The 12,664-nt window shown below is 72.0% G+C and carries 15 protein-coding genes; 8 read left to right on the top strand and 7 right to left on the bottom strand.

From position 1 onward, the window contains the following. The first annotated feature begins 25 nt into the window (after window positions 1-25). The 3 genes from ACPOLA_RS11145 (at window position 26) to dtd (ending at window position 1,918) form a co-directional block, all read left to right on the top strand. Window positions 26-388, top strand: a complete 363-nt coding sequence (locus tag ACPOLA_RS11145; RefSeq protein WP_435770501.1) for a DsrE family protein — start codon at window positions 26-28, stop codon at window positions 386-388. A gap of 166 nt (window positions 389-554) precedes the next feature. Beyond that, complete coding sequence (locus ACPOLA_RS11140) at window positions 555-1,460, top strand: class I SAM-dependent methyltransferase (protein WP_435770500.1); 906 nt, start codon at window positions 555-557, stop codon at window positions 1,458-1,460. 29 nt (window positions 1,461-1,489) lie between these two features. Continuing rightward, window positions 1,490-1,918, top strand: coding sequence for a D-aminoacyl-tRNA deacylase (gene dtd / locus ACPOLA_RS11135; protein WP_435770499.1), 429 nt, complete (start codon window positions 1,490-1,492; stop codon window positions 1,916-1,918). 2 nt (window positions 1,919-1,920) lie between these two features. On the opposite strand, the gene ACPOLA_RS11130 is transcribed toward dtd, so the two are convergent. From ACPOLA_RS11130 to ACPOLA_RS11105, 6 genes are all read right to left on the bottom strand, one after another. Beyond that, window positions 1,921-2,358 (bottom strand): DUF4395 domain-containing protein, encoded by a 438-nt coding sequence (locus ACPOLA_RS11130; protein ID WP_435770498.1) that lies wholly within the window; start codon window positions 2,356-2,358, stop codon window positions 1,921-1,923. After that, complete coding sequence (locus tag ACPOLA_RS11125; RefSeq protein WP_435770497.1) at window positions 2,358-2,885, bottom strand: thioredoxin family protein; 528 nt, start codon at window positions 2,883-2,885, stop codon at window positions 2,358-2,360. The genes ACPOLA_RS11130 and ACPOLA_RS11125 overlap by 1 nt, the downstream gene beginning before the upstream one ends. A gap of 97 nt (window positions 2,886-2,982) precedes the next feature. Next, the gene (locus tag ACPOLA_RS11120) at window positions 2,983-3,291 is read right to left on the bottom strand and encodes a DUF1416 domain-containing protein (RefSeq protein WP_435770496.1); all 309 of its coding nucleotides are present in this window, start codon (window positions 3,289-3,291) and stop codon (window positions 2,983-2,985) included. After that, window positions 3,291-4,139 carry a sulfurtransferase gene (locus ACPOLA_RS11115; RefSeq protein WP_435770495.1) on the bottom strand — a complete coding sequence of 283 codons (849 nt, stop codon included), beginning with the start codon at window positions 4,137-4,139 and terminating at the stop codon, window positions 3,291-3,293. The genes ACPOLA_RS11120 and ACPOLA_RS11115 overlap by 1 nt, the downstream gene beginning before the upstream one ends. A gap of 166 nt (window positions 4,140-4,305) precedes the next feature. Next, window positions 4,306-4,386 carry a putative leader peptide gene (locus ACPOLA_RS11110; protein WP_435770562.1) on the bottom strand — a complete coding sequence of 27 codons (81 nt, stop codon included), beginning with the start codon at window positions 4,384-4,386 and terminating at the stop codon, window positions 4,306-4,308. 87 nt (window positions 4,387-4,473) lie between these two features. Beyond that, on the bottom strand, window positions 4,474-6,300 hold the full coding sequence (locus ACPOLA_RS11105; RefSeq protein ID WP_435770494.1) for a DUF4012 domain-containing protein: 1,827 nt from the start codon (window positions 6,298-6,300) through the stop codon (window positions 4,474-4,476). A 101-nt stretch (window positions 6,301-6,401) separates the two neighbouring features. Here ACPOLA_RS11105 and ACPOLA_RS11100 point away from each other — a divergent pair, with 101 nt between their 5' ends. Beyond that, entirely contained in the window at window positions 6,402-7,859 is a 1,458-nt protein-coding gene (locus ACPOLA_RS11100) for a tyrosine-protein kinase domain-containing protein (protein ID WP_435770493.1), read from the top strand. Here the strand turns inward: ACPOLA_RS11100 and ACPOLA_RS11095 are convergent, their stop codons facing one another. Beyond that, window positions 7,860-8,648, bottom strand: a complete 789-nt coding sequence (locus ACPOLA_RS11095) for a class I SAM-dependent methyltransferase (RefSeq protein ID WP_435770492.1) — start codon at window positions 8,646-8,648, stop codon at window positions 7,860-7,862. It abuts the gene before it with no gap. Window positions 8,649-8,810: 162 nt separating this feature from the next. On the opposite strand from ACPOLA_RS11095, the gene ACPOLA_RS11090 reads away from it, so the two are divergent. From ACPOLA_RS11090 to ACPOLA_RS11075, 4 genes are read left to right on the top strand one after another with little or no spacing between them, the layout of a single operon-like run. Next, entirely contained in the window at window positions 8,811-9,659 is an 849-nt protein-coding gene (locus ACPOLA_RS11090) for a TylF/MycF family methyltransferase (protein ID WP_435770491.1), read from the top strand. Between the two features lie 11 nt (window positions 9,660-9,670). Beyond that, window positions 9,671-10,489, top strand: coding sequence for an FkbM family methyltransferase (locus ACPOLA_RS11085; protein WP_435770490.1), 819 nt, complete (start codon window positions 9,671-9,673; stop codon window positions 10,487-10,489). Then, complete coding sequence (locus ACPOLA_RS11080) at window positions 10,486-11,682, top strand: glycosyltransferase family 61 protein (RefSeq protein ID WP_435770489.1); 1,197 nt, start codon at window positions 10,486-10,488, stop codon at window positions 11,680-11,682. The genes ACPOLA_RS11085 and ACPOLA_RS11080 overlap by 4 nt, the downstream gene beginning before the upstream one ends. Window positions 11,683-11,685: 3 nt before the next feature. Then, window positions 11,686-12,657, top strand: coding sequence for a GDP-mannose 4,6-dehydratase (locus ACPOLA_RS11075; RefSeq protein WP_435770488.1), 972 nt, complete (start codon window positions 11,686-11,688; stop codon window positions 12,655-12,657). The last annotated feature ends 7 nt before the right edge of the window (window positions 12,658-12,664 follow it).

The raw sequence follows: 12,664 nt of genomic DNA, 5'->3' as shown, positions 1-12,664 counted from the left end.
TCTAGTTCGGGCCTAGGCTCGGGCCATGACGCGATCGCTCACCGTGAAGGTCACCTGTGGCACCGAGCAGCCGGAGCGGTGCAACCAGGGCTTCACCGTCGCCGCCACGGCGGCCGCATCGGGCGTCGAGGTGTCGCTGTGGCTGACCGGCGAGGCGACGTGGCTCGCCGTCCCCGGCCGCGCCGGCGACCTCGAGCTCCCGCTCGCGACGCCGCTGCCCGACCTCCTCGACAGCGTCCTGGCCGGCGGCAGCGTGACGGTGTGCGCGCAGTGCGCGGCGCGCCGCTCCCTGACGGAGCCGGACCTCCTGGCGGGCGTCCGCATCGCCGGCGCATCGGTCTTCGTCGAGGAGGTCCTGCGCGAGGGCACGCAGGCGCTGGTCTACTGACGGACGCCCGCAGGGCACTCCTTCGCGAAGTAACCGAGGATTCACCAGAAGTGCTGCGCGCGCGGGCTCGCAAGTGCCTATGCTCTAGACAGGTCGCCGCACCCCCCTCCCTCCGCACGGTGGCCTGGAGGCACCCCCCATGTCTGTCCACTCCTGTCCTGCCTGCATGTCCAGGGACCTGAGGACCTACCCCCCCTCGCGTCGTACCGGCCGGCGGAACTTCCGCTGTCGCGCGTGCGGCATGATCGGCTGGGACGACCGCCCCACGCCGGACCTGGACGCCCGCGGCCAACAGCTCACCGTCGGGCTCGACCAGGTCAGCGTCGAGGAGCGGGCGAGCTGGTTCGACGAGCGCAAGGAGGAGACCACCGAGGAGGCCTGGATCTCCGCCCTCGACGTGGTCAGCCGGGTCGTCGGCGACCCGACGGACCGCCGGTGGTACGACATCGGCACCGGCGACGGCCGCTTCCTCAGCCTCGCTCGCGAGCGAGGCTTCCAGGTGCGGGGCAACGACCTCTTCGAGGCGGCCCTCGAGATCGCCCGCGCCGAGTACGACATCAAGATCGACCTCGGCGACATCCGCACCATCGACCTCGACCAGCAGGACGTGATCAGCCTGTGGTGCGTGATCGCCCACAACGCCGATCCCTACGGCCTGCTTGAGGCGTGCCGGGACGCGTTGCGGCCCGGCGGTGTCATCTACCTGCAGACCCCGCGGCGCAGCGTCGTCGACCGTGCGGCGATGGGTGCCCTGCGCGCCACCGGGGGCCGGCTCAGCCACTGGACCGACCGTCGGGTGGCCGAGCACCACTGGCTGCTGCACACCGAGGACAGCATGGCGCGGGCCCTGCAGCGTCTGGGCTTCGTGGACGTCCACGTCGAGCCGGTGCCCTACTACACCCGGGCCAGCGGCGACTACCTCACGTCGTTGGGCCTTCCCGACCGCGTCGGGGCGGGCCTCGGCAGGGCCGCGGACGCGGTCGTCGAGCGCGGACTCGCACCGCGGATCGTGCTGAAGGCCTGGGCACGCAAGCCCGGCGAGCTCGGCCCGCCGCCCGACCCGGCTCCCTGACCGGCGCGCGGCAGACCGACAATGCTGCCGTGCGATCGGTGCTGCAGCGCGTCTCGTCCGCCTCGGTGGAGGTCGGCGGGTCGGTGGTCGGAGCGTTGGCCGAGCCCGGCCTCCTGGTCTACCTCGGCGTGACACACGCCGACGGTCCCGCCGAGGCGGCCTGGACGGCACGCAAGATCCGCGACCTCCGGATCCTGCACGGCGAGCGCTCCGTGGGCGAGGTCGGCGCCCCGGTGCTGATCGTCTCCCAGTTCACCATCTACGGCGACGCCCGCAAGGGCCGTCGACCCACGTGGGCCGCAGCGGCGCCCGGCGAGCAGAGCGAGCCCCTCTACGAGGCGGTGTGCGAGGAGCTCGCCGCGATGGGGGTGCGCGTCGAGCGGGGTGTCTTCGGAGCCGACATGCAGGTGAGCTCGGTCAACGACGGACCGTTCACGGTGCTGCTGGAGACGCCGTAGGGTCAGGCCGGTCGGCGGGTCAGCCGGAGGCCGCGCAGGTAGAGCTCGCAGCCGAGGCACAGCCCGAACGCCGCGTTGAGCACTGCCGCCACCAGGGCCAGGCCGGTCGCGACCTGGCCGACCAGCACGGCGCCCGCGGCGAACGCGGCCGTCGCCACGACGGCGAAGATCAGGCCCACGACCTGGGCGAACCGCGGCGGGGCGGGATCCTCCAGCTGGGCCGGGGGCGCCAGCCGTGGTCGGACGACGGCTCGGAACACCAGACCGGTCGGCGTCCGCTGGACGCCGGCGACGGCGCCGATCGCGAACAGCAGGCCCTGGGCGCCGGTCACCACCGCCGCGGCGGTCGGGCCGGTGTCCGACAGCACCAGGGCGACGGCCAGGACCACCACCGTCACGGCCGCGGTGAACCGCGGACCGCGCGGGTCGATGCCGGCCATCACGGCGCCTCGCTCGGAGAGGGCAGCGCTGCGAGGACCTGCTCGCGGCGCGGAGCACCGGCGGCGCGGGTCAGCTCGGTGCCGGAGCGGTCGAGAACCAGCGTGGTCGGCGTCCGGCGCACGTCCAGGGCGCGGACCAGCTCGAGGTGCTGCTCGGCGTCCACCTCGAGGTGGACGACGCCGTCGACCCGCTCCGCCACGTCACCCAGCACGACCCGGGTCACCCGGCACGGTGCGCAGAACGCGCTCGAGAACTGCACCAGCGTGGCGCGCTCCCCGCGGGTGGCGTGGGGCAGGGCCGCGGCGAGCGCGGACCAGGCTGTGCCGTCCGGGCCGTCCGGGCCGTCCGGGCCGTCCGGGCCGTCGGCGCCGTGACGCTCGGTCCGCGGGTGCGGGGCGGCGCCCTCCGTCCACGCCGGACGCTCCGGACGCGAGTCGCCGAAGCGGCCGTCGAGGCGGCGTCGATGCAGGCCGAAGCCGACCGCGACGGCGACGGCCAGCACGAGGATCACGATTCCGGGAGACATCTCCACCTTCAACGCCGGCGGCGGCTCCCGGATTCCGCGAGCCGCCGCCGGTCTGCTTCATGGCCGCGCGCAGGTACGGCGCCCGACCCGGGCCGGGTCAGACCGCGATCGCGACCTCGGCCACGGAACCGGTCTGCGCGCGGACGACCCGGTCGACCGGCTCGGCCTTGGGAGCGAGCGTGCGCAGGGTCCACTCGCCGTCACCGGCGAAGAACCGGAAGTGCCCGGTGGCGGAGGTCGGCACCTCGGCGGTGAACTCACCACGCGCGTCGAGCAGCCGGACGTAGGCGCCCGACACCGGCGTCGCGTCGTCACCGCTTCCGCGGACGACCTGGCCCTGGATGACGGCCTCCTTGGCCACGTTCACGCCGTCGAGCGAGAGCCCGCCGACCGTTGCGCCGCACATCAGGCCTCCCCGGGCTCGTCGCCGAGGACGACCGGGACGCCGACCAGCGAGCCGTACTCGGTCCAGGAGCCGTCGTAGTTCTTGACGTTCTGGCGCCCCAGCAGCTCGTGCAGGACGAACCAGGTGAGCGAGGAGCGCTCGCCGATGCGGCACAGGGCGATGGTGTCCTTGCCCTCGTCGAAGCCGACCTCGTCGTAGAGGGCCTTGAGCTCCTCGTCGGACTTGAAGGTGCCGTCGTCGTTGGCGTTCTTGCTCCACGGCACGTTGACCGAGGTGGGGATGTGGCCGGCGCGCTGCGCCTGCTCCTGCGGCAGGTGCGCGGGCGCCATCAGCCGGCCGGCGTACTCGTCGGGGCTGCGCACGTCGACCAGGTTCTGGGTGCCGATCGCGCCGACGACCTCGTCGCGGAAGGCGCGGATCGAGGTGTCCTGCTCCTGGGCGACGTAGCTGGTCTTCTCGCGCGTGGGCACGGCGTCGGTCAGCTCGCGGCTGTCCAGCTCCCACTTCTTGCGGCCGCCGTCCATCAGCTTGACGTCCTGGTGGCCGTAGAGCTTGAAGTACCAGTAGGCGTAGGCGGCGAACCAGTTGTTGTTGCCGCCGTAGAGCACGACGGTGTCGTCGTTGGCCACGCCGCGGTCGGACAGGAGCGCCTCGAACTGCTCCTTGTTGACGAAGTCGCGGCGGACCTGGTCCTGCAGGTCGGTCGTCCAGTCGAGCTTGATGGCGTTGCGGATGTGGCCCTTGTCGTAGGCCGTGGTGTCCTCGTCGACCTCGATCAGGACGACCTTCGGGTTGTCCAGGTTCTCCTCCACCCACTGGGCGGAGACGAGCGAGTTGTCGCGGCTCATGCTGATTCCTCTTCGGATTGATGTGAGACGGTCGGTTGCGAAGCTCGAGGCAGCCGCGGAGGACTGCGCGACACGGGGCTCGGGCACGACGCGGAGGTCTGCGCACCGCGTCCGCGAGTGCGGCGGAGGTGGCGGTCCCGGACGTCGGCCGCTCAGACGGGCCCCGTCAGAGGGGTCGACACAGTGCCGAGCTGACGCGGCAGTTGTCCACCGCGCGCCGCTTCGTGAGCAGCAGGATCCTCGACATGGCCAGAAGCCTACGGGCGGTCGGAAGTTCCACGAACTCGACGTCTCGATGACCAAGACGGTTGTCCGAATGGTGGACAGCCGTCTGTCACCGGACGGCGCAGGCGCTCGGCGAGGTGGCGTTCGAGCTACCCGGGAACGCGCCCGGAGTGACCTCGAGGTCCACGTCGCCGGTCTGTCCCGGGCCGGAGCGCATCACGAACTCGAGCTCGCGGCGCTCCTGCGGATCCAGGTGCACGCCCACCGTGGCCACCTGTCGTCCGGCGAACTCCTGGACGGCCGGTCGTCGTACCCGCTGACCGTCGATGGTCAGCTCGACGAGCTCCCCCCCGATCGGCGAGGTGAGGTAGAGGACGAGGAGCTGGTCGCCGGGATCGACCCGGATGCCGGGATAGCCCGCGCCGGTGATCGACGGCGGGAGCCGTTCCACGTCCTCCGGCGTGTCGCTGTGCAGCTCGATGGAGCCCGCGATGTCCTGGCGCTCACCGACGCAGGAGCGGGAGAAGACGCGGGCGGCGTACTTCAGGTAGTACTGCAGCTTCGTCGGGCCGCCGTCGTTGATGTAGACGCCCACGTCGGGCTGCTCGTCGGGCTCGCGCGGGAACTCACCGGCGATCTCGGTGCCGGCGATCTCGGCCTGCTCGTCGGGACGGAAGCTGTGCATCCGCACGCGGCCCTCCATCACGCCGGTGACCAGGCCGCGGATGGACTCGGCCGTGTCGCCCCTCCCGTCGGCGAAGACCTCGAAGACCGCCTTGGCGACCGCCTGCTGGTAGTCGCTGTGCACGTCCCGGTCGTTGGAGGCCCGGTAGACCGCATTCTCAACGGCCGCGACGACGTTGCCCGCGTCGACCGGCCGCGGATAGCCCGGGACCGCCACCGGGCCGGTCCCGCGCAGCAGGTACGACACGGCGACCGGGTCGACGAAGAACATGCCGTCCAGCCGGCCCCCCATCTCCCGCTCCCACCGGGCACGGATGATCTCCGCGGACCGGGCCACGTCGGGCGTCAGCGTGGCGTTGACCGCGGCCAGGCCCAGGATCCTCCCGAAGAGGCTGCGCTCCTCGGCGGTCAGCTCGACGACCGGATCGGTGTTCCGGCCGATCTCGGACATGTCCGCCTGCTCGACGATCCGGACCCTGCCGTTGCGCATCTCCACCAGGGACAGGGCGCCGGGAAGGCCTCCGCCACTGCGCAGCTCGGCGTTGTTCTGGAGGACCAGGAGGTAGTAGCGGGGCTGCTCCTGGCCCATCATCTCCGGCATCAGCCGAGCCGCGCGGTACGTCGACCCGAGCGTCTTGCGAGCCTCGGTCACCAGGGTCCGCAGCTGACCGAACTGGTGACGGACCGGCCCGACGAAGCCCGACGGGTCCACCGTCCGCAGCCGCTCCGCCGCCGCGTCGAACGCCTGCTCGCTCTGCCGGGCAGGCTCCTCCATGGCGGCGATCCGGTCGAGCGGGAAGACGTTGTCGGTCGGCTGGAACGCGTCCGCCGTCACCTCGTCGGCGGCGTCCGCGACCGGCGGCAGCCCGTCGCGGCCGATGTCGGCGAGCACCCTCGACACGACCGCGACACCCTCGGCGTCGTCGCCCAGCAGGGGTGCCTTCTCGAACAGCCACCAGGTGGCGCCGGAGGTTCGGGACTCCGCGGACGTGGCCGCCTCCTGGTAGGCCTCCATCGCCTCGCGCGCACCCTCGGCGTCACCGCGGACGAGCGCCGCACGCATGACGGTGCCCTTCTCGCGCACGTCGGCCAGGTCGTCGCTCGTCGCCCACACCAGCCACGCCGCCCAGACGACCCACCCGAGGAGCAGGCCACCCGCCACGCCGAGGCCGATCATGAGTGGTCGCTGACGGCGCAGGCGACGCCACAGCCGCATCGGGCGGGAGCGGCGACGCCGGCGAACCTCAGGCATCCGCGTCGGAACCCCTCACTTGGCCCCCTCCCCTCGGCTTGTTGACTAGGATCGCGCACACTCGTCCGTGCGCACACGGTACTGACAGCAAGGGTTGGGTCTTGGACTTCAAGCAGTTTCTCCTGGTGCTGCGGCGCCGTTGGCGCAGCATCGTCGCCATCGTGCTGCTCGCCCTGGCCATCAGCTCGGCCATCACCTTCACCCGGACACCCCAGTACGAGTCGGACTCCAAGGTCTTCCTGACCGTCGACGTGCGGGACACGACGGACGCCTACGCGGCGCTGCTGTTCGCGTCGAACCGCGCGGCCTCCTACGCGAGCGTGGCGAAGAGCACCGAGCTCTCCGAGCGGGTGATCGACCAGCTCGACCTCGACGTGACGGCCGAGGACCTCGCCTCGCGGATCGACGCCCAGGTCGAGGAGAGCACCTCGCTGATCCAGCTCTCGGTCACCGCGGACAACCCGCGCGACGCGCAGACCATCGCCCGGGTGACGACCGAGGAGTTCACCAACTACGTCGCCGGCCTGGAGACGCCCGGAGGCGGCGGCGAGTCGCAGATCATCGCGCAGATCACCGACCGTGCGTCGTACAACCCGAGCCCGGTGAGCCCGCAGGTGGAGCTCAACCTCATCGTGGCGGGTCTCATCGGCCTGCTCCTGGGCATCGCCCTGGCGGTCGCCCGCGAGGTGCTCGACCGCACCATCCGCACCGCCGACCACGTCTCCGAGCTCACCGAGTCCCCGGTCCTGGCCAGCATCGGGTTCGACAGCGACATCCGGAGCGCCCCCCTGCTCACGGACCTCGGCGGGTTCGCCGCGCGGACCGAGGCGTTCCGCCTGCTGCGCACGAACCTGCAGTTCATCGACCTCGACCACCAGCCACGCTGCCTGGTGATCAGCAGCGCCGTGCCCGGCGAGGGCAAGACCATGACGTCGACCAACCTCGCCGTCGCCCTGGCGCAGACCGGGCGCAACACGCTGATCATCGACGCCGACCTGCGCCGCCCCCGGGTGGCCAGCACGCTGGGGCTCGACCCCGCCATCGGGCTGACCACCGCACTGGTGGGCAAGACGGAGATCCACGACGCCATCCAGGTGCACGAGGCCAGCGGGCTGCACGTCCTGGCGAGCGGCGCCAAGCCGCCCAACCCCACCGAGATCCTCCAGTCGAAGATCACCCAGGACCTGATCCGGCGTCTCCGCTCGTCCTACGACATGGTGATCATCGACGCCCCGCCGCTGCTGCCCGTCGCCGACGCGTCGGTGCTCGCGAAGCTCGCCGACGGCGTGATCGTCGTGGTGCGGCACGGCAAGACCACCCGCGACCAGGTCGGCGAGGCGATCAAGCGCCTGGACCAGGTCGGCGCCCGGCTCTACGGCGTGGTCGTCAACATGGTCGCGAAGCGGGCCGTCGGCTCCTATTACTACTACTACTACGAGGAGACCAGCCCGACCGGCCGCGACAAGGGCGCCGGCTCGGGCAAGTCCGGCAAGGCTGCGAAGTCCCCGAAGACGAAGGGCGGCGGCAAGGACGGCGGCCGCCGCCGCCGGGACGACTGACTAGCGGCCGGCCGCCGCCTTCTGGACGAACACCATCAGCGTGGGAGCCAGCCGCGGAGGCGTCAGCCGGTCCACCAGCTGCGCGGCCCGCCAGGCCGCCTTCGCGGAGCCGAAGTACGTCGGCTCGGACGCGTGGCCGTAGACGACCAGCTCGTGCGGGGGCGGGAACAGCCGTGCGAGGTCGCGGCGGGTGTTCATGCTGTAGCGGACGGGGAACACGTCCTGCTCCTTGCGCCCCGGCTGCAGGTGCTTGAGGACCCGCGTGTGCAGGTCGTTCGGCACGGCGCGCGCGCCGATGCCGATCATCCCCCACTTGTTGGGCGTCCGCGCCGCCAGCCAGCCACCCGGCTTGAGCACGCGGAGGATCTCCGCGGCCACCCCCGGGGCGTCCTCCTCGGCGACGTGCTCGAGGACGTAGTCGGCGATGACCAGGTCGAAGGCCTCGTCGCCGTAGGGGATCGGCTCGCCCGGGCCCATCACCCGCGCCTCGGCCAGCGACGGGTTCTCCAGCACGACCGGGTCGACGTCGACGCCCACGACGCGGCGTACCCGGTCCTGGACGGCGCGCAGCCGCCGGTGGAACGGCGCGAGCGGCTCGTCGGTCCACGCGCCGCGGCCGGCGCCGAAGTCGAGCACCTCGCTGTCGCTGTCGACCAGGGCGTTGACCCGGGTGTAGAAGTCGACGAAGCCGTCGCGGCGGGTGTAGCCGCCGGCACCGACCTCGGGATAGAGACGGGCACGGAGGTCGGAGACGTCGTCGGTCGCCATGGAGTTCCTGTCGGTGAGCAAGCGGCTTGCCTTCCAGCTGCCGCGCATCGTCGGGGGCAGCGCGGGCGGTGCAGAGCAGGATAGGCGGCGCCGGACGGCCGGGTGAAGGATTGTCCGCACCAGACTCCAGGGCAATTCTCCGGACCGCCCGGACAGCGCGCCGACGGCTGCTATCTTCGCCCGGTGACGACGACCGAAGGCGAGCTCCGGGAGCTCTACCTCGACCTGATGAAGCGCGTTCTGACCGGCGCCCTGATGGAGGACAACGACTCCATCCTCGGCGGTGTCCGGACGCAGGGATCCCCGTCCCGCAAGAAGCAGCTGGCCAATGCGGTCGGCACCGCAGCCCAGCGCTTCGGGTTCGAGATCGCCTACAAGAAGCCCTACGACGCCGAGCAGCGCGCGCACGGCAACGACTGGCCCTCGCGGGCGGAGTCGATGATCGGCCTCAAGCGCATGCAGAACATCCAGGACTGCATCACGCAGATCATGGAGCAGGACGTCCCCGGCGACTTCATCGAGACCGGCGTCTGGCGCGGTGGTGCCTGCATCTTCATGCGCGCCAACCTGAAGGCCTGGGGCGACACCAGCCGCACCGTCTGGCTCGCCGACTCCTTCGAGGGCCTTCCCGCGCCCAACGTGAAGGACTTCCCCGCCGACGCGGGCGACACCTTCTACAAGCAGTCGGGCCTGAGCGTCGGCGAGGCCGCCGTGCGCCACAACTTCGAGCGCTACAACCTGCTCGACGACCAGGTGAAGTTCCTCGTGGGCTGGTTCAAGGACACGCTGCCGACCGCACCGGTCGACAAGCTCGCCCTGCTCCGGCTCGACGGCGACCTCTACGAGTCGACCTGGCAGGCGATCGAGGCGCTCTACCCGAAGCTCTCGCCCGGCGGGTTCTGCATCGTCGACGACTACGGCACGCTGCCGACCCAGGCACAGGCCGCCGTGCACGACTACCGCAAGCAGCACGGGATCACCGACGAGATCGTCGACATCGACGGCAACGGCGCGTTCTGGCGCAAGTCCTAGGGAGATCACTGATGCCGGCCGTCCGCAGTGCCGCACACCTCGCGAAGCGCATCCGGCAGACGCCTGCGCTGTTCCGCAACTTCCCGACCGTCTTCTGGGACCTGGGTACCCAGGAGACCCGGCTGGCGCGCCGGGAGATGACGCTGCGGCTGCGCAACGGCTTCGTCGTCACCATCCCCAACGCCGACGGGGCCCGCTACCCGGTCTACGAGATCTTCGCCGACGACGCCTACGGCATGGCGGACCTCACCCGAGGCGTGGACGCTGACGCCGCCGTCCTCGACATCGGCGGCCAGGTCGGGTGCTTCGCCCTCGCCGTCGCCCGCGCGCTGCCCGCTGCGAGCATCGACGTCTACGAGGCATCGCCCACCAGCGCCGCCTACGCCCGCCGCAACATGGCCGACAACGCCCTCGCCGACCGGGTCACCGTGCATGCCGCCGCTCTCGCCGGCGAGCGCGGTGAGTTCTCCCTGGTCGACAACGGCACGGCGAGCGTGCTCAACGGCATCACCGCGCCCGAGGGCAGCGGCCAGGAGGTCGTCGTCCCCGCCGTCACCTTCGACGACGCCGTCGCCGAGGTGCGCGCCGCGGGCCGGAGCGTGCAGGTGGTGAAGATGGACGTCGAGGGCGCCGAGTACGACGTGGTGCTGGCCAGCTCGCCCAAGTCGTGGTCGGAGGTGCGCACCGCCGCCCTGGAGTACCACCCGGTCGACGGTCACGGCCTGCAGGAGCTGCTGGACTTCCTGGCGCCGCTGGGCCTGCGTCCCTACCACCACGAGGAGGGCAACCAGCCCGGCCTCGGCATGGTCTGGCTGCGCCGGGGCGCATGAGCCGACTCCCCTCGCGGCTGCAGCCGCTGTGGCCCGTGGTGAAGGCCGGCCACCGCGTCGGTGCCCGCGTCGTCGGAGCCGTCGGGCGTCGTACGGTCGGGCCTCGGAGGGGGCTGCCCTGGACGGCCACCTCGACCTCGCGGGAGACCCTCGCGCTGGAGCCCGGCACGACCAGGATCCACTCGGCCGGTCCGGCACAGTCGCTCCGCCGCCCGATGCCGCCGGGCGATCCCGCGGGCCTTCCGTTCCTCGCCGAGCACCTGGAGCACACGGTCCCCGAGCGCTACGTGCTGGAGCTGCAGGACGGGCTGCTCCTGGGCCGCCACGCGGCCGTGGTCACCGCCGGCGGCACGCTCGACATGGAGACCAGCCACTACTTCGGCATCCGCGGCTGGAAGGAGCACCCGGTCTTCTGGAACCCCCGGCCCGCCGAGCCGGAGCGCGTCGACGGCACCGTCGCCGTGCTCGCGGCCCGCGGGACGGGCGGCAACTACTACCACTTCGTCACCGACGCGCTGCCGCGGCTGGGCCTGCTCGAGCAGTGCTTCCCGGACCTCCAGCCCGATGCGTGGGTGCTCGACCGCTCGAGCCGCTACCAGCGCGAGCTGCTCGACATGCTCGGGGTGGCGCCGCGCCGGGTCGTCGAGCCCGGACCGGGGCTGGCCCTGCGGGCCCACCGCCTGCTCGTGCCCTCACTGCCCAACGCGGTGATGATCGCTCCGCCGACGAGCACGTCGTGGTTGCGCGACCGGCTGCCACCTCGCGTGGTCACCGGCCTTCCCGAGCGCATCTACCTGACCAGGGGCAGCACCCCCAACACCCGCAGGCTCGTCGCGGAGGACGCCGTCCGCGCGCGCCTCGAACGGCGGGGCTTCGTCACCATCGACCCGGGCAGCCTCTCGGTGCAGGAGCAGATCGACCACTTCGCCGCCGCACGGGTGGTGGTGGCGCCCCACGGCGCGGCGTTGACGAACCTGGTCTTCTGCCGGGAGGGGGTGCGGGTGCTCGAGCTGTTCGCGCCGGGCTACACCGTGCACTGCTACTGGGCGATCACCGCCAACATCGCCGACTCGCGCTACCGCTACCTGGTCGCGCGGACGCCTGCCCGCACCGGCGACAACGAGCTGATGCAGGACATCGAGGTGACCCCCGACGAGGTGGACGCCGCGCTCGACGCCCTGCTCGAGGACTGAGCAGTGGGCTCGCCACGCCGGACCGCCCTGGTCACCGGCGCCTCCGGCCAGGACGGCGTCTACCTCGCGCGCCTGCTGGCCGACGAGGGCACCCGGGTGGTCGGCACCGTCGCGCCCGGCCGGGGCTCGACGGCGCGGGTGGCGGCCTACCTCGGCGGGGTAGAGGTCGTCGAGCGAGACATCACCGACCTGGCCGGCATGCGGGACCTGCTGGTGCAGGTGCGTCCGGACGAGGTCTACAACCTCGCGGCGCTCAGCTCCGTGGCGCAGAGCTGGCAGGAGCCGGACCGGACCCGTCAGGTGAACCGGGGTGCGGTGCAGGGCCTGCTCGAGGCTGCGGTGGAGGTGTGCCGGTCCGGGCAGGAGGTGCGCTTCTTCCAGGCGTCCTCCGCCGAGGTGGCCGGGGCGGCCTCGGAGAGCCCCTACGCACAGGCGAAGGCGGAGGCCGAGCACCTGGTCGCGACGGCACGCGAGCGGCACGGCCTGCACGCCTCCGCGGCGCGGCTCGCCAGCCACGAGAGCCCCCTCCGCACGCCACGGTTCGTCACCCGGAAGATCACCCTGGCCGCGGCCGAGATCGCGCTGGGACGTCGCGAGGTGCTGACCCTCGGCAACCTCGACGTGCGTCGCGACTGGGGTTTCGCCGGTGACTACGTCCGGGCGTTCGTCCGGATGGTGCGTGCCGACGAGCCCGGCGACCTACCGATCGGCTCCGGGACCAGCCACACGCTGGGCGACCTGGTCGAGACGGCGTTCCGGGCAGCAGGCGTGGACGATCCGTGGTCGCGGATCGAGCAGGACCCGGCGTTGCTGCGGCCCGCCGACTCGGCGGTGCTCGTCACCGACCCGGAGCCGGCCGCCGCCCGGTTGGGCTGGCGGGCCACGACCGGGTTCGAGGACCTGGTCGCCCGGATGGTCGAGGTCGACCTCGTCCGCCTGCGCAGCGGCGTCGAGGACGACCTCGGCTACCTCTGAGCCGGCG

It is taken from the genome of Nocardioides proteolyticus (assembly GCF_051280635.3).
Lineage (GTDB): Bacteria > Actinomycetota > Actinomycetes > Propionibacteriales > Nocardioidaceae > Nocardioides.
This window is presented reverse-complemented; position numbering and strand designations above follow the sequence as displayed.

Bases quoted from the DNA above. Each gene is read 5' to 3' on its own strand.
- ACPOLA_RS11110 (WP_435770562.1), bottom strand. From the start codon at position 4,386: ATGTCGAGGATCCTGCTGCTCACGAAGCGGCGCGCGGTGGACAACTGC.
- ACPOLA_RS11125 (WP_435770497.1), bottom strand. From the start codon at position 2,885: ATGTCTCCCGGAATCGTGATCCTCGTGCTGGCCGTCGCCGTCGCGGTC.
- ACPOLA_RS11140 (WP_435770500.1), top strand. From the start codon at position 555: ATGTCCAGGGACCTGAGGACCTACCCCCCCTCGCGTCGTACCGGCCGG.
- ACPOLA_RS11105 (WP_435770494.1), bottom strand. From the start codon at position 6,300: ATGCCTGAGGTTCGCCGGCGTCGCCGCTCCCGCCCGATGCGGCTGTGG.
- ACPOLA_RS11115 (WP_435770495.1), bottom strand. From the start codon at position 4,139: ATGAGCCGCGACAACTCGCTCGTCTCCGCCCAGTGGGTGGAGGAGAAC.
- ACPOLA_RS11130 (WP_435770498.1), bottom strand. From the start codon at position 2,358: ATGGCCGGCATCGACCCGCGCGGTCCGCGGTTCACCGCGGCCGTGACG.
- ACPOLA_RS11080 (WP_435770489.1), top strand. From the start codon at position 10,486: ATGAGCCGACTCCCCTCGCGGCTGCAGCCGCTGTGGCCCGTGGTGAAG.
- ACPOLA_RS11085 (WP_435770490.1), top strand. From the start codon at position 9,671: ATGCCGGCCGTCCGCAGTGCCGCACACCTCGCGAAGCGCATCCGGCAG.
- ACPOLA_RS11120 (WP_435770496.1), bottom strand. From the start codon at position 3,291: ATGTGCGGCGCAACGGTCGGCGGGCTCTCGCTCGACGGCGTGAACGTG.
- ACPOLA_RS11145 (WP_435770501.1), top strand. From the start codon at position 26: ATGACGCGATCGCTCACCGTGAAGGTCACCTGTGGCACCGAGCAGCCG.